Here is a 14984-nt window from a genome sequence, read left to right as displayed (position 1 = left end):
TCATGCTTCAACAATCATATATTGATCGGCGCAGGAAAAAACTGTTTAGACTTTTTCTGCGTGAAAAGAAGTTCAACATCGTCGAATTTTTCGTGTCTTTGCAATTTAAATACTTCATGTAGAGTGAATCTAATGGGGAAATTGTTAGGGTGCATTCTGTTAGTATGTCTGGCTTGGGGATTTCTGTCGAAAGAACAGATGGAAGAAATGAACGCGGCACGAGCTGTGGAGCTGACTCCTGAAGAGTTGCGAACTACGGATGAAAACCCGCGCATGATCGCAAGTCTTGGGCCCTCCGGCGGCGATTCGGCTTGGATTGCATACCGCATGAAACTCTTTGACCAAATAGGCCTAACAGACGCTGAGGTGAAACGCTTGGTGGAGCTGGACAAAGCATTTTCTAAAGCCCGCGATGAAATTATCGAACGCGGCAACCAAGATGCAAATGATCGAAAGAAAAAGAAAGAGTGGGACCTTGTTCTCCAACGTTTGGAAGAAGAACACCTCAAACAACAAATGGGTGTGGTTGGACGAAAAAGATTTCAGATTCTAGTTCGCTCTTTAACACAGTTCCGTCAGGTTTATGGAGATCTCACGGGACAAGCGGCTCCACAAAACACATGGTAATTGAAAGGGTTTTGTCGTGAACAATTTGATTTTACTTTGTCTTGGTGTTTTGGCTTTCATGGCATTTCATTTTAACGAACAAAAAATCGAACCCTCCATTCAAATTACCCAAGAAGAATTGACAGAGGAAAAACCGTTTTCTCGGTCGCTAGCAAATGAATCTGTGGGAGTTGAGTTTGCCAGTCAAGCCGGCGCCCGCATGCCTTCGTCGACATGGTAAGTGCCTGTCTTGGGCACTTTTTAATAATCTAACAGGGCCATCAAAAAAGTCTCACTTTGAGACGATAAAACAATAAAGAAATCAGTGAGATATAATCATCGCTGTCGCAGCGACCCGCACCGGATCTTGCATAGATGAGCAAGTATGAAATTAGCATTGGCATTCGTCGTTTTAAATTTTTTAATCTCTCCTTGGGCACTTGCTCAAAGGACTTGTGAAGATATATTTAGAAACGACCTTTCGGCCCCAGCCAAAGCAGCTCTTCTCGCAGCCGATCGCAATGGATATAAAGTTTTAGTTCTACGCGGTGACCTGGGTGGGGAAACGAAAACCATCGTTTTGATGGGTGAAACTCACTATAAAGATAAAAAAGATTCTGAAACCGGAAAAAATGTTCTGAAGGAATTTACATTCCGCGGGTTAGAGGGCTTTGATCCGGCTCCTTATTGGTTTTCAAGCTTTTTGCGACTGGTTTCTGATGGTGTATTCGCGAAAATGAAAAGTCTTTTCAGCGACGATAAAATCAGCGAAGGATCGACAATTCACGATGCTGCCGATCAGGGTAAAAGATCTGGAGAGTTTGAAATGATGAGAGCGCGGCTTCGCGACGTGATGGAACACAAACTCAGCACTGGACGAATTTCGAAGGAAAGATTTATAGAGAAAGCCAAATCCTTTATCTGGACTTTGCCAAACGGAAAGCAAGTTTCAATGGCCGATCTTTTGGGAGAAGAGAGCGTACAAAAGTTTGCAAAACTGCTGGAGATTAAACCCGAAGACATTCCGCGTGCGCAAGTGGTCAATCCTATTTTAAACGTGCAGTTGGAGCTAGGAAAATCAAAACCCAATTGGAAAGACAATTTAACCATGCTGCATTTTATGACGAGCCTGGGAAGTCTTTTTAATTTGAAGAAGGTGGCTCCTGTCGTAACGGCAAGTTGCTCGGCCGCTGCTTGCTTTGGTGCATTCGGTGATCTTGGACCTATTTCGGGTGCTGCCATTGGGTTGGGCGCTTCGGTTGGGTACGGTCTCTCATCGCGCTTAACTATGGATGCGATGGGAAAAAATCGCGATCGTATTATGGTTGAGAACTTAGTTGAAGCATTAAAAGTTCACCACGGTCAGGATACCATTTTGGTGATTGTTGGTGAAAACCACGTTCCGGGAATGCGAAACCGCTTGGAAGAAAATTTTGGATTTCAAACGGAGTACTTTGCGCTAAGACCGTTTGTGCTTCCAAGTGCCGCATCTAACGGTGCAGACGCAAACTAAATTCCTTCTCCGACGATCTCAATAAAGAATTTTTCCGCATCCATGTCGATAAAAAGCAAACCGCTATGTAAACCCTTGTTCGCCGGTTTAAAAAGAACTTCGATCGCACAGCGTTCTAAGGGCGCTAATTCTTCAGGACAATTCGTGCGGTGATGGAAAGCTTCACCTAGCATAGAAATTTCTTTAAATCTCAACCCGTGTTCTTTCGCGCGTAAGCCCCACTGCAAAGACTTTGTCGTGCCCACTTCTGCAGATCCAAAGTTATAGCTCATGCGAATATCTTTAGCGAATGAGAAAGAGGCGTTGAGAAGCAACATAGAATATACTGTTAAAATACGGATGAAGTTCATGGGCGGATCATAGGCTGGAGCGTGAGGAAAGGTCAAAACATCTTAGTTCCCACTCCGCTTTTTTGCCGTTAAAATAAGCTCCTATGACACAGATACACGAATATTATCTCAAGATGGCAGTTGATTTAGCTCTTAAGAATGCAGAGAAGGGCGGCAGACCCTTTGGAGCTGTATTGGTCAAAGATGATCAAGTACTCGCAACTGGAGTAAATGAAATTTTAGCCACAAACGATCCAACCTGTCATGCCGAGCTGTCCGCTATTCGCCAAGCCAGTCAAAAACTTCAGTCCCCACGCCTTGAAGGGTGCGTGATCTACGCCAGTGGACAACCTTGCCCGATGTGCTTAAGCGCGATGTATTTAACGGGAATTCAAGAGGCCTATTTTGCCTACTCGAATGCCGACGGGGAGCCTTATGGTCTCTCGACCGCGCCGATTTATTCGGAACTGCAAAAACCGCTCGACCAACAGAAAATTCAAATTCGTTATATGCCTCTTGAGCAAAACGCGAGTGCGCATCTTTATAAGCAGTGGAAACAAATCTCAAAATGAGAATGAAGTGAATGATTGTTAGCCAGTGAATGTTAGTTTCTAGGCAGTGACCAAAGATTAGCGTCTGGATTCCACCATAGCCCCCTTGCAGTTGGTGTAGAGCTTGCTATCCTGTTAAGGTGTGGGGGAAGACTATGAGGAATTGGTCCGTATTTACTATCGCAGGCGCTGCGGTAACCTTATTAGCTTATCAAAACTGCTCAAACCCAAAATTTCAAATCGCGCAAAAAACGGATTCATCTTCTTTAGGTGAACCGCCTCCGGTTTGTCGAGAGATGACAGCAGACGAGGTGAAGCCACAACTGCTTTACTCATGGAACTATGTTGCAGATAAAGAACCTGATTACAAACAGGTGATGGCGGCTCCAGTTGTGGGCGACCTTGATGGCGACAAAATTCCAGAAATCGTTTTCACTTCATTTAAGGATCACCTCTATAGCTCAAAAGGAATGTTGCGCGTAATTGATGGCGCAACCGGAATGTCGAAGTTCTCAATCACCGAAGACGATCTTCTTCCCTTTGGCTCAACGACTCCGGTTATTGTCGACATCGACCGTGATGGAAAAGGCGAAATTGTCTACCTTCATTACTTAGGGAAAAAAGTTATAGCACTTAACTATGACGGTTCCGTTCGTTGGCAACAAGCCATTGATACCACAGGGATGGCATTCGCGGCATTGTCGGATTGCCGTATGGGTCTTTCAGCAGCCGACCTCGACGGTGATGGAACGGCTGAAATCATCGCCGGAGCTTGGATCATTTCTGAAAATGCAAGCAAGGTACCTGCAGTTAAAGTGCGCATTGCTGAAAACATTAACGCTTGCCGTACATTTGCAGCAGATCTTTCTGAAACAGAAGGTCTTCGCATCGTCGGTGGAACAAGTGTGATGGATAAAAACGGAAAAACATTGTGGAGCTATATCCGCTCTGGCTTTCCTGCGACAGCTGACTTATTGCCGGAAGTTCCAGGCGCTGAAGTTGTTGTAACAGGTGGTGGATACTTAACGATTTACAATGGGATGACAGGTGCCACTCTTTATGATCGCAAATTGTCAGAGCATGCTGAATTGATCTGCCGTTATGATGCAGCCAACAATCCACTTGTCGGTGGCGGTCAGGCAACGATCGGTGATTTCGATGGTGATCCATCAACACTTGAGATCGCAGTTGCAACAGGTAAGTCTTTAACGATTTTCGACAACCGTGGAAATAAAATTGCGGGTAGCAGCACAACAGACTGTTCGTCGCTGGTAACCGGTATTACATCGTTTGACTTTAACGGTGATGGCAAACCAGAGATCATCTACGCAGACGAACAATACGTTCGCATCTACGAGATGGATGGCAGCCGTAACTTGAAAGCCATCTGGCAAACGATCAATCCAACGGGAACTCTTTATGAGTACCCAGTGGTGGCTGATGTAAACGGTGATGGTTATGCTGAGCTCGTTGTAGTAGCAAATAACTATACTGTGAATAGCTTGTATAAAACAGACGAAGAAAAAGCGGCGGCTGGCGTGATCACAGGACTTCGTGTCTATGGTCCAAATAAAGTAGGTTCTTGGATGCCAACGCGGGCAGTGTGGAATCAACACTCGTACGTGACATCGAACGTGAATGATGATTTGACTGCGACTTCGACGACTTTGGTCAATGGGATGCTTTCCAAATTCTTTAAGCGCAATACGCAAAAAGGACTTTTCCAAGCGACCTGCGTTCCGGTTTCTTCTCCAACAGGCACATCAACCGGCAACTAAGACCGGTTGATTTTAAAAACTTTCAATAAATAAAACAAACTTGGGAAGATAAAAAGACTTCCCACCAAGAGGGCAATTACCAGTTGGCGCAACGTCGCCGCTGGGGCTGCCGCATCGTAAAAACTCATCGGACCCTCGATAGTGAAAAGCGCATTGGGAAAGTGCAAAAGAAACGCCCCAACGATAATCAAAAAGATTTGACCGGCAGAAATCACTCTAGCTTGATAAATCTTTCGCTTCTCAACAAAAAACCACAGAACGATATAAAGCAAAGTTGCAGCCAACATCGCAACAATAGCAGTTTTATGTGCAAAAAACTCTGCCAACAAACGTCCACCTTCTAAATAAGATGTCAAAAAAACCAGAGCACCAAAGACAACAACCAGAACATTGAAAGAAAAAGCCCGACGTGCGAAAAGAATTCGCAGATCAACGTGACGAGTTTCTCCGATTAAATAAATACTCGCCAGAAAACCAAAAATAAAAACAACGAAGAAGCCCATCATCAATGGATAAAGACCCCACCAAGGAGCAATATAGGCCGAATAAAAGTCAGTGGGGTGGAGAGTGATGCGCCCACGATTCAGACTGCCGACAATGATACCCAACCACAGGCTGGTCCAAAAACTCGAGATCCCGAAAAGCCAGGTGTAGATTTTTTGTGATTTCTCGTCTGAAATTGCATCGTAGTGACGAAAGGTGAAAACACTTCCGCGAATAACGATACCTACTAGCAGTGCCACCATGGGAATGTGCAAAGCTGTCATCATAGTGGTGAAAACCAAGGGAAAGCCCATAAAAAGAATTACGACCACGAGGATCAGCCACATGTGATTGGCTTCCCACACTGGTCCCATAGCATCGTTGATCACATTTTTTTGGTGGGTGCGCAGGTCGGGTTTAATAGGAAGCAGTTCAAGAATTCCAGCGCCATAATCAGCGCCCCCTAAAAGAACATACAGAAGTAAACTCGCCCCGATAAAAAATAAAAGAATCTCGATCATTTAAACCTCGAATTTCTTTTGTGCCGCTATCACTTGCCGTTTGAGCAGCCACACGGTGACGAAACCTAAGAACAAATAAAGTGCCAAGAATAAAACAAAATGAAACACCATTCCTGGTACGGGAGTCAGAGCTTCGCTGGTTTTCAAAAAGTTATAGATGATCCACGGTTGTCGTCCGACTTCGGTGACAATCCATCCAGCCTCAATCGCGATAAATCCCAAAGGCAAAATCCAAAAAAGCATTTTGAGAAACCAAACCGGAAAATTTTGTTTTTGAAGAAAGAAAAAATAAAGCAAAGCCACAGCTGCCATAAAGGTGCCGATGGCCACCATAATTTGAAAGCTGATATGAGTGAGGACAACAGGCGGCCAGAGTTCGCGTGGAAATTCCTCAAGACCTTTTACTTCCGCATTAAAATCATTGAAGGCAAGAAAGCTGAGCGCCCCGGGAATTGCGATCCCCCAATTCATCTGTTTATTTTCAACGTCTGGAATGCCACCGAGATAAAGAGCGGCTGACGTTCCAGTGCGAAAATGCCCTTCCATTGCGGCGAGCTTTGCCGGTTGAAACTCAGCCACTCGTTGAGCTGCGAAGTGACCGGCAAACGGTTGCATGAGCGAAGCCGTCGCGCCAAAAGCCATGGCAATCTTGAGTGCCTTCATGTGCAGCTCACGGGCTTTTCCCTTTAATAAGAGATAGGCATGTATTCCGGCTACTGCAAATCCCACGGCTTGCAGGGCTGCGATCTGCATGTGCAGACTTTGATGCAGCCAAGCTTTGTTAAACATCGCTGCAACTGGATCCACATTCGCCACGGCGCCATCAATCCATTCAAAGCCAGCAGGTGTATTCATCCACGAATTCGCTGCGACCACGAAAATTCCGGAAGCAAATCCCGAAAGGCCCACCACCAGGCCCGTCGCCCAATGCACCCACGGATGCATTCGTTTCCACCCGTAAAGAAATAGTCCAATGGCGATAGCTTCGAGGAAAAAAGCCGTTCCTTCCCATGAGAAAGGCATCCCAATAATAGGCCCGGCGTACTTCATAAATCTTGGCCAGAGAAGTCCCAGCTCAAATGACAACACGGTTCCTGAGACGGCGCCGACAGCAAAAAGGATCGCAACACCTTTCATCCACATTTTCGTGAGTTCTAAATACTCGGGATTTTTTTTCTTAAGATAGAGATAGTGTGCAGCCGTCATAAAAAACGGCATGGTCATCCCAATCGAAGCAAAGATGATGTGAAACCCCAGAGAGAATGCCATCGTAGAACGAGCTGCTAGGAGATTGTCCATTTCCAGAATATAGGCTGGTGAAAGAGGAGGGTCAATCCGGACCCTGTAAGGCAACAATTTGCTGCGGATGTCAGATGTCTTCAATCCCCGGGATCACATATATCTTGAAATAATCTAGATCATACAGAGGGGGGATTTTGGGCCGTTCTGGACCTTCATCCCCTCATCCTTCAGCACATTTATTGCGATAGGAACAATGCTCCGTTTAAACCATTAGGGGTTTTGTATGTTTCAACTGTTCAAGAAACTTTCGCTCACTCAACAACTCACGTTCCCTATCGCGATCGTGGGTTTTTTAGTCCTGGGAGTGATCGGTTTTGTCTCAACTCAAGATACTTTTAGGGAAGCCAAGAGCAATGCTTTGGCTACAAGTTTGGAAGTCGGAAAAAAATACTCCCAGCAGATCGAGTCATATCTGAACAAGCCTTTTGCGCAAACTGAAATATTGGGGCGAACTCTTGCTATGCAAGTTGAAAAAGGCCTGCAAAGTCGTCAACGCACACATTTTGAACTTTTAGAAATGCTAAAAAGTGATTCGGGATATTTGGCGACTTGGTCGGCTTGGGAACCGAATGCGTTCGATGGCCAAGATCAAAAATATATCAATGCTGAATTTCATGAAAAGACCGGCCGATTTTATCCATGGTGGATTCGCCAAGGTGACAATCTCATCTATAAAACTCTACTCAATCCGGAAACACCAGATTTGGGTGACTGGTATTTTAAGCCCATGAGTTCCAAGAAGAGTATGTTATTGGAACCGTATTCGGATACCGTTAACGGTAAAAAGATTGTGATGACCTCTGCCGTTTATACGATTGTGCAAAATGGTGAGGCTCAAGGCATCGTCGGTGTGGATATCAGCTTGGATACAGTTAAAAATTTGGTTGCGGAAGTTAAACCGTTCGCCGATTCAGAATCCTATCTTATCTCTGATACCAATATGCTCGTCGCAGGCCCCGACGAAGAAAAAATCATGAAGCCCTTCGAAGCTGAATCACAGGTCGCTGACTTGATCAAAAAAAACGAAGTCGGCAGTCTAGAAATTAAAACAGAAAAAGGGAAGGAATTGGTTCTGGTTGTTCCCGTTGGTATTTACAACCTCCAACAGAAGTGGACTCTCATGGTCCGAACCCCAGAGAAAACAATTCTTTCTTCTGCCTACGCCATTCTTTGGAAGCAAGGGATTATTTCAATCATTGGTTTGGCATTGCTGATGACGACGGTCTATTTTGGTGCGCGTTCTTCTTCGACCAAGATCACAACGCTTTCGACAAATCTGACGACGTCGTCAGGTGCCGTGGCTGAAGCTATTGAAAATCTCAACGTGACGGGTGGACAATTAGCTGATTCTTCCACACGTGCGGCAGCTTCTATCGAAGAGACTGCGGCCTCTCTGGAAGAAATCACTTCGATGGTCAAGCTCAATACGGAAAATGCCCAGCAAGCAGCGGTCCTCTCTGGCGACTCCGCACGTTTGGCCAAAGACGGTGAAGAAAAAATTGAACAACTTATCCAGATGATGACTTCAATTGAGTCTTCTTCCAAAAAAATGGAGGAAATCATTGGAATCATCGACGACATCGCCTTTCAAACGAATCTTTTAGCATTAAATGCATCGGTAGAGGCCGCGCGCGCTGGAGAGCACGGACGTGGATTTGCTGTTGTGGCTGAGGCTGTTCGCTCGTTGGCGCAAAGATCTGCATCTGCGGCAAAAGATATCAATGCTCTGATTACCACCAGCGTGGATCAAGTGAAGCAGGGAACTGTTGCGGGCCGAGAAAACGGTGAAGTTTTACGCAAGATTTCAGGAAGCATCGATAAGGTGGCTTCTTTAAATCAAGAAATCGCCCATGCAAGTCAACAGCAGTCTTCGGGCATTTCGCAGATTGGTTCAGCGATCAATCAGCTGGATGAACTCATTCAAAAAAATGCGTCGCAAGCGCAAGAGGTGGTTGCAACAGCATCAGAGATTAACGATCAGTCCGCTGTTATGAAATCAACCGTGCAAATTTTAAGTGGAGAAGTCAGCTCTGAGAATTCAGAGCTGAACCCTTCGCCGGTATCTGTTTAGTCTTTTTCTGCGATGTGGGGATGAGTTCCTCCCACCAGGATATAAATTCTTTTGTTTCACCTACAGCATAAGCTTCACCAATTCGTGGCGTGACTATTTTGAGTCCGAGTTCCTGACTGGCTTGAATGACCCGTTGAATAGGGTCGTACCAAGAGTGCAGCGAGAGCGAAAATTTTCCCCAATGCACAGGAAGAAGAACTTTGGCCTTTAGATCCATCGCAGCCTGCGCCGTTTGTTCAGGAAACATATGAATCAAAGGCCAATCGGCATCATATTGCCCGCACTCAAGAAGTGCCAAATCAAAGGGACCGTATTTTTCGCCGATGACTTTGAATTGTGAATCATATCCTGAATCGCCTCCAATAAAGATGCGATAATTTCCGAGCTTAAGTACAAAAGAAGCCCAGAGCGAGTGATCTCTTTCAAAAGAGCGACCTGAGAAATGACGTGAGGGAGTGGCCGTTAACTCGCAAGTTTCAGATACGGTCGCTGAGTCCCACCAATCAAATTCCTGAATTTGATTTTTCTCGAAGCCCCAATGTTCGAGGTGTTCTCCGACTCCCAGGGGCGTGTAGATTTTTTTAAACTTCCCCTTCAGGGCCAGGACCGTTTCGTAATCAAGATGGTCATAGTGATCATGGGTGATGATCAAGGCATCAATAAAAGGCATATCGGCCGCTTGATAGGCGTTCGATCCTCGAAAGGCTCGAATCATAAATGAAAATGGTGAGGCGTAGCCGCTAAAAACCGGATCGATCAAAAAATTCTTACCTTGATATTTAATCAGATAAGAAGAATGCCCAAACCAAATCACCGTGGGAACAGCATCCTCAACCGCACGGAGATCTGTTGTTATCGTCGGCACATTTTTAAGAGGAAATGCATAGCGCCGAGACAAGATAAAATTCACCAGCGTTTTGAGAAAAAATCCTCCACCTCGAGTAATCGGCGTCGGCAAAATATTTTGAAAAGTGCCATCCTTGAAATTCGGAGAAGCGAGGTGGCGGCTCAAACGAGACGGATTTGGTTTTTGACCGAGTGTCTTTAAGCGCATAGAAACAAGTATTCCGCTATTCCAGCCAGAGGAAAAGGTAAAAAACCGCAGAAGCATTGCGCTAATCTTGAAACTGCAGTCCGACTTTCAAAATAGAATCTTCAAGGGATTTAGTCCAAATCACTTTTCCGGGCATGACTCCCAGTCGGCCCACCTGCAATAAAATAATCTGATTCGGCTTTAAGACTTCCTGCGTGTGTACGATCAATGCACACCCTGTGTACGATTCATTTAAAATTAATCCGACGGCAGTCGGCTTAAAATTTTTCTCATCTGTGCCAAAATCAATGAGCGCATGATCAAGTGGGTCGGGTTGAAATCGTGTCGATCGCATTTGCCACTCCTATGTCATTAGACTACCTGAGTTCTTTGTTGCACGAAATGCTTGTCTTGATTTGAGACGTCTCAATGACGTGTTCTTAATTAATAGTCTCGACTTAGAGCTGTAACCTCATTCTAAGTCGTGAAAATCTCAGGCAAAAAAGAGATAATTTTAATTCCAGCTTTGGACTCGAAATTCCGATAGGAAAGATATGCAATACCTCATTATTTTCGCAATTATATTCGCTTCTGGTTGTGCCACTAAGACACGTCAACCTAGTTCCGTTGTGACAGCGGTGCCGAAAGGTGCGCTGGAGCTTGAGCAGGCGCTCACGCAAGGAGCGTTGCCGACAGTGACGCATTTAAAATCACTGACGACAGCGAAAGCATATGAGGGTTTAACGTCGCGTGATCCAGCAGCGCAATTGCCAGACAGTTTGCGTGCCGAGAAATACGTGGCACCAGCTTTGACAAAAGAAAAAGCTCAACAGTCTCAATTCTTGCGTAAGTTCCGTGCATGGAGTTTTGCTAAGAAGACGAGCAAGGGCCGTGAGCTGGTAGAGAAGTTTACATGTGACAACGTGATTGAAACACAATCTCTTGGGTATTCTCTTGAGCTTGATTTCCCAGCTGAAGAAGCAGGGCAGTTGGCAAAGGAACTTCACGAGAAAGTTTTGACTTGTCCTGACTATCCAAAAAATGAAAGCATTTTCCGTTTGGCTATCTTTTCGATTCAAAGAGGAGATTGTGCAAAGGCGAATGAGTACCTGACAAAATTTCCTGCTAATTTGGATCGCGGCGTAAGCGATCGTCTCTCTTATGTTCGCAGCCTTTGCTCTGGAACTAAAGACGTGGCAGAGCGCAACCCTTGGGGCGGCTACGGAATTCTTCTTGGTGATCAAAACAAAGAAAATGACGAAGTGCCTGCTTGGTTTTTATCTGCGACAAGTGGGTCTGAGGAGTGGGATCGTCTCTTAGCTTCGTTTATCGAGCTTTATGAGATGGAGCGCTATAGCACGATTCAGTACCTCGCAACGAAGATCAATTTTGAAAAATTCCGTACTCTGCCATTGCCGTTCCAGACCTCGATGCTGGTTATGATGAGCTACGGTGGGGCCGACCTTCCAGTTTTCCAAACATTGCATAAGTATTTGTCTGAGCACCCAGAAACAATTTCACCAGCGGTTGCGGGTCTTTTGTTCCCAATTCGTTATTGGAAAGAGATTGTCGATAACAGTAAAGCTGCAGATCCAGTTTTGGTAAAAGCTTTGATTCGTCAAGAAAGTGCGTTTAACCCTTCAGCACGCAGCCGTGCTCGCGCTTTTGGACTGATGCAATTGATTTACCCGACAGCGAGAATCTTTGGTGTAAAAGAAAAGAAGGAATTGATGGTTCCGGAGTCCAATATCAATGCGGGCTCTAAGTTCCTCGCTCAATTGATCACGCAGTTTGGCTCCGTTGAATTGGCCCTCGCAGCTTACAATGCTGGTCCTGCGATGGTGAAGCAGTGGCAGAAACGTTATCCAACCGATAATATTGATCTCTTTGTCGAGATGATTCCTTATTCTGAAACTCGCGAATATGTTCGCTTGGTCAGCCGTAACTATAAGGTCTATCAAAATCTTTTAGTGAAGCCACAAATCTTGGGTGAGGTCAGACATCCGGCATCCACTCCTGGTCACTAAGAGAGATATCGAAAATTCAGGAATAAAAAAAGGCTTCTGATGAAGCCTTTTTTATTTTTCTAATCTTCTAATCCCAACTCTCGGAAGCGGATCCGCATTTTTTGGAAGTTTGATTTTCCACCAGGACCTGTGATGTCAGGATGTTCTTCTTTCTTTTCTGTTCCTGCCATCGCTGCTGGATCGTGGGTTCCTCCTGGAAGGAACTTGCGCAACTCTGGATTTCCTGGGGGCGGAGTTTCGGAAGCCGTCCCACGGCTTTGTGTTTTCACGCGGCTGAGGGAATCAGAGGTTCCAGAAGTCGGGGTGTCAGGTGTCGTCGTCGGTGGATCCACTGTTACTAAAGTCGGAATTCTTCCGTCAGATGATGTCGAATAAGAAGATGGTGTTCCTGTTGCAACAGTTGTGGTTCCTGAAGTCGTTCCTGTACTTGAGCCAGAACCGGCTAACTCTGGAGAATTTCCAGCAGTCGTAGAGGCTGCCGTACCCACTCCTGCAGCTGGAGCTGTGCTTGTCGAAGAACCACCCGATGAGTTTGTATCCTCATCACAGTTTTTACCTTCTTTAAGACCTTTGAACATTCCCATAATTCCGACGCCGGCAGAGGCGAGGAGCATACCGTAGGATTGTTCACAGGTCTTCTGTTTACCGTGCAACGTCAGTTTGTCCGTTGTTGCCATATCGCGCTTTGTGGCCGTCATGATTTCCTGGGCCGCTTTGGCAATTTGAATTCCAGCTTCGTAACAGATTGAAGGGTTTAAGCCCGGTGTGCAGCGGAGGGATTCACTTCCGACGGCAGAATTCAATTTTATAGCGATATCCAAAATCTTCATCAAACTTTTAATCGCCGTTGAACAACTCATGTTACATTTTACTCTCAAAGCACCGCACGCGACCGTATACGCCGTCATTGCAGCGTTCGCTAGACCCATGGCTTGTTTAAATTTGGAGCAGCTATCATTCATTGCCACACTCGCGACGCCAACAAGACCATTGATTGCCATGACCGTTGTTTGCAAATTGGGGTTTGTCTCGGACCGACAAATTTTTGAAGCTGTGACTTGATCGGCAAAGCATTGCTTACGACTTGCTGAATATGTCGCAAATTCGGCCTTGAGCTGAGCGGCCTCGGGAAGTATCAGTTGGGCACCGCCACCAGCAGCGGCCACCATTGCCGGTGTAGCTGCGATTTTTTCAATCGCAGCACTGATCGCCGGTGGAATGTCTTCGTTACCAGCAGGTGCGACTTCATCTGGAGTAAGAGGTGAGATCGCGGCGGGACCAAAAGCGTAAGAGTTAAGTGCAAGGAAATGTGTCGCAGCCAGAATTGCCAGAAATTGCTTCCACATGGTTTGTCCCCCTTGTATGTTTTTTCGGAATTGTTGAGTCACGACTTAAGGCCTTTTGTCTCTCGATGAGACAAATTTCTTACAGAATCGCTCTTTTTTTTGTCGGGGAGCAGCGACTCCGGGGAACACGATATCTTTACGTGTTTGTTTTATTGTTTCTGCGAAGGAAAAACTGTTTTGATTTAGTGAGTGTTATCTCTCGCCTTTTTTTGAGTTATTGTAGTGCCTGTTCAACTCAAAAGGAGTTCAAGTTATGGAATATAGACAGCTAGGCAGATCAGGATTGAAAGTTCCTGTCCTGAGTTTAGGAACAGGCACCTTTGGTGGCACAAACGAGTTTTTTAAAGCATGGGGGACCACAGATGTTCCTGAAGCAAAGCGCTTAATTGATATTTGTCTCGAAGCGGGACTGAATTTTTTCGACAGTGCTGATATCTACTCAGATGGAGCGGCCGAAGATATTTTGGGAAAAGCTCTCGAGGGACGTCGGCATCAGGTTTTGATTTCTACCAAAGCCACGTTTCGCTCCGGCCAAGGTGCGAATGATGTGGGCTCTTCCAGATTTCATTTGATCAATGCCGTTGAGGAACAACTTAAACGCCTGAAAACAGATTACATCGACGTCTATCAGATGCATGGCTTTGATCCCATCACGCCGGTAGAAGAAGTTTTACGAACTTTAGAAAACCTCGTGCAAAGTGGGAAGGTTCGTTACATCGGCTGTTCTAATTTTTCAGGCTGGCATCTTATGAAATCACTGGCGGCATCGGATCGCTTGGGAATTGAACGCTACGTGGTTCATCAAGCGTATTATTCCTTAATTGGTCGAGACTACGAGCATGAGCTTATGCCTCTTGGGCTTGATCAAGGCGTGAGTGCAATGGTGTGGAGTCCTCTTGGGTGGGGCCGCCTCACTGGCAAAATCCGCCGGGGTGTGGTTCCGACTTCAGGCCGCTTGCACAACGCTCCCGGCACAGGACCATCGGTTTCAGAAGAGTATTTATATAATGTTGTGGATGTACTTGCGGCAATTGCGGAAGAAACAGGTAAGAAAATTCCGCAGGTGGCCCTTAACTGGTTGTTACAAAAACCAACCGTCGCCAATATCATCATCGGTGCTCGCAACGAAGATCAGTTGCGTGACAACCTCGGTGCTGTTGGATGGAATTTGACCGCAGAACAAGTGAAACGACTTGATGATGTGAGCAATAGCTCGCTTCCTTATCCGTATTGGCATCAACAAGACATCCAAACAGATCGTCGATCTTAAAATATGAAAAAAGTCGGAGGTTGTGAACACCTCCGACCATCGAAACACGAATAGTTTTGCGTCCAATCCTCGACCTTCCTCCTCACATTTCTGCTTTGGCCACCATACGAACGTTCGTCTCGAATTATAACATCTGTATTACATATCTTACATA

14 protein-coding genes are annotated in these 14984 nt (G+C 45.7%); 8 read left to right on the top strand and 6 right to left on the bottom strand.

From position 1 onward, the window contains the following. Positions 1 to 132 precede the first annotated feature (132 nt). The 3 genes from ACLWOR_RS02190 to ACLWOR_RS02180 all read left to right on the top strand — a co-directional run bounded on the left by ACLWOR_RS02190 (position 133) and on the right by ACLWOR_RS02180 (position 2119). Entirely contained in the window at positions 133 to 627 is a 495-nt protein-coding gene (locus ACLWOR_RS02190; protein WP_413939029.1) for a hypothetical protein, read from the top strand. Between the two features lie 16 nt (positions 628 to 643). Beyond that, a complete protein-coding gene (locus ACLWOR_RS02185) occupies positions 644 to 847 on the top strand; it encodes a hypothetical protein (protein WP_413939028.1) in 204 nt (67 codons plus the stop codon). A gap of 144 nt (positions 848 to 991) precedes the next feature. Further along, positions 992 to 2119 carry a hypothetical protein gene (locus ACLWOR_RS02180; protein ID WP_413939027.1) on the top strand — a complete coding sequence of 376 codons (1128 nt, stop codon included), beginning with the start codon at positions 992 to 994 and terminating at the stop codon, positions 2117 to 2119. Here ACLWOR_RS02180 and ACLWOR_RS02175 read toward each other — a convergent pair. Continuing rightward, on the bottom strand, positions 2116 to 2469 hold the full coding sequence (locus ACLWOR_RS02175) for a hypothetical protein (RefSeq protein ID WP_413939026.1): 354 nt from the start codon (positions 2467 to 2469) through the stop codon (positions 2116 to 2118). The genes ACLWOR_RS02180 and ACLWOR_RS02175 overlap by 4 nt on opposite strands. A gap of 83 nt (positions 2470 to 2552) precedes the next feature. Between ACLWOR_RS02175 and ACLWOR_RS02170 the strand changes: the two genes are divergently transcribed. Continuing rightward, on the top strand, positions 2553 to 3020 hold the full coding sequence (locus tag ACLWOR_RS02170) for a nucleoside deaminase (RefSeq protein ID WP_413939025.1): 468 nt from the start codon (positions 2553 to 2555) through the stop codon (positions 3018 to 3020). Between the two features lie 134 nt (positions 3021 to 3154). Continuing rightward, on the top strand, positions 3155 to 4777 hold the full coding sequence (locus ACLWOR_RS02165; RefSeq protein ID WP_413939024.1) for an FG-GAP repeat domain-containing protein: 1623 nt from the start codon (positions 3155 to 3157) through the stop codon (positions 4775 to 4777). Here ACLWOR_RS02165 and ACLWOR_RS02160 read toward each other — a convergent pair. Together ACLWOR_RS02160 and ACLWOR_RS02155 are read right to left on the bottom strand one after the other, a co-directional pair. Continuing rightward, positions 4774 to 5781 carry a cytochrome d ubiquinol oxidase subunit II gene (locus tag ACLWOR_RS02160; protein ID WP_413939023.1) on the bottom strand — a complete coding sequence of 336 codons (1008 nt, stop codon included), beginning with the start codon at positions 5779 to 5781 and terminating at the stop codon, positions 4774 to 4776. The two genes, ACLWOR_RS02165 and ACLWOR_RS02160, sit on opposite strands and share 4 nt — an antisense overlap. After that, a complete protein-coding gene (locus ACLWOR_RS02155) occupies positions 5782 to 7080 on the bottom strand; it encodes a cytochrome ubiquinol oxidase subunit I (protein ID WP_413939022.1) in 1299 nt (432 codons plus the stop codon). Positions 7081 to 7306: 226 nt separating this feature from the next. On the opposite strand from ACLWOR_RS02155, the gene ACLWOR_RS02150 reads away from it, so the two are divergent. Continuing rightward, on the top strand, positions 7307 to 9154 hold the full coding sequence (locus ACLWOR_RS02150; protein WP_413939021.1) for a methyl-accepting chemotaxis protein: 1848 nt from the start codon (positions 7307 to 7309) through the stop codon (positions 9152 to 9154). On the opposite strand, the gene ACLWOR_RS02145 is transcribed toward ACLWOR_RS02150, so the two are convergent. Both ACLWOR_RS02145 and ACLWOR_RS02140 read right to left on the bottom strand, forming a co-directional pair. Further along, complete coding sequence (locus tag ACLWOR_RS02145) at positions 9108 to 10208, bottom strand: MBL fold metallo-hydrolase (protein WP_413939020.1); 1101 nt, start codon at positions 10206 to 10208, stop codon at positions 9108 to 9110. The two genes, ACLWOR_RS02150 and ACLWOR_RS02145, sit on opposite strands and share 47 nt — an antisense overlap. A 61-nt stretch (positions 10209 to 10269) precedes the next feature. Further along, entirely contained in the window at positions 10270 to 10542 is a 273-nt protein-coding gene (locus tag ACLWOR_RS02140; RefSeq protein WP_413939019.1) for a hypothetical protein, read from the bottom strand. Between the two features lie 199 nt (positions 10543 to 10741). Between ACLWOR_RS02140 and ACLWOR_RS02135 the strand changes: the two genes are divergently transcribed. Further along, positions 10742 to 12214 (top strand): lytic transglycosylase domain-containing protein, encoded by a 1473-nt coding sequence (locus tag ACLWOR_RS02135; RefSeq protein ID WP_413939018.1) that lies wholly within the window; start codon positions 10742 to 10744, stop codon positions 12212 to 12214. Positions 12215 to 12273: 59 nt separating this feature from the next. Here ACLWOR_RS02135 and ACLWOR_RS02130 read toward each other — a convergent pair whose 3' ends face one another. Next, a complete protein-coding gene (locus tag ACLWOR_RS02130; RefSeq protein ID WP_413939017.1) occupies positions 12274 to 13560 on the bottom strand; it encodes a hypothetical protein in 1287 nt (428 codons plus the stop codon). A 253-nt stretch (positions 13561 to 13813) separates the two neighbouring features. Between ACLWOR_RS02130 and ACLWOR_RS02125 the strand changes: the two genes are divergently transcribed. Next, the gene (locus tag ACLWOR_RS02125; RefSeq protein ID WP_413939016.1) at positions 13814 to 14830 is read left to right on the top strand and encodes an aldo/keto reductase; all 1017 of its coding nucleotides are present in this window, start codon (positions 13814 to 13816) and stop codon (positions 14828 to 14830) included. Positions 14831 to 14984: the final 154 nt, after the last annotated feature.

The sequence above is a fragment of the Bdellovibrio sp. HCB2-146 genome (genome assembly GCF_047345725.1).
Lineage (GTDB): Bacteria > Bdellovibrionota > Bdellovibrionia > Bdellovibrionales > Bdellovibrionaceae > Bdellovibrio.
This window is presented reverse-complemented; position numbering and strand designations above follow the sequence as displayed.

Excerpts from the sequence above, each read along its gene's own strand:
- ACLWOR_RS02190 (WP_413939029.1), top strand. The coding sequence starts at position 133 with ATGGGGAAATTGTTAGGGTGCATTCTGTTAGTATGTCTGGCTTGGGGA.
- ACLWOR_RS02180 (WP_413939027.1), top strand. The coding sequence starts at position 992 with ATGAAATTAGCATTGGCATTCGTCGTTTTAAATTTTTTAATCTCTCCT.
- ACLWOR_RS02175 (WP_413939026.1), bottom strand. The coding sequence starts at position 2,469 with ATGAACTTCATCCGTATTTTAACAGTATATTCTATGTTGCTTCTCAAC.
- ACLWOR_RS02170 (WP_413939025.1), top strand. The coding sequence starts at position 2,553 with ATGACACAGATACACGAATATTATCTCAAGATGGCAGTTGATTTAGCT.
- ACLWOR_RS02165 (WP_413939024.1), top strand. The coding sequence starts at position 3,155 with ATGAGGAATTGGTCCGTATTTACTATCGCAGGCGCTGCGGTAACCTTA.
- ACLWOR_RS02160 (WP_413939023.1), bottom strand. The coding sequence starts at position 5,781 with ATGATCGAGATTCTTTTATTTTTTATCGGGGCGAGTTTACTTCTGTAT.
- ACLWOR_RS02155 (WP_413939022.1), bottom strand. The coding sequence starts at position 7,080 with ATGGACAATCTCCTAGCAGCTCGTTCTACGATGGCATTCTCTCTGGGG.
- ACLWOR_RS02150 (WP_413939021.1), top strand. The coding sequence starts at position 7,307 with ATGTTTCAACTGTTCAAGAAACTTTCGCTCACTCAACAACTCACGTTC.
- ACLWOR_RS02145 (WP_413939020.1), bottom strand. The coding sequence starts at position 10,208 with ATGCGCTTAAAGACACTCGGTCAAAAACCAAATCCGTCTCGTTTGAGC.
- ACLWOR_RS02140 (WP_413939019.1), bottom strand. The coding sequence starts at position 10,542 with ATGCGATCGACACGATTTCAACCCGACCCACTTGATCATGCGCTCATT.
- ACLWOR_RS02135 (WP_413939018.1), top strand. The coding sequence starts at position 10,742 with ATGCAATACCTCATTATTTTCGCAATTATATTCGCTTCTGGTTGTGCC.
- ACLWOR_RS02130 (WP_413939017.1), bottom strand. The coding sequence starts at position 13,560 with ATGTGGAAGCAATTTCTGGCAATTCTGGCTGCGACACATTTCCTTGCA.
- ACLWOR_RS02125 (WP_413939016.1), top strand. The coding sequence starts at position 13,814 with ATGGAATATAGACAGCTAGGCAGATCAGGATTGAAAGTTCCTGTCCTG.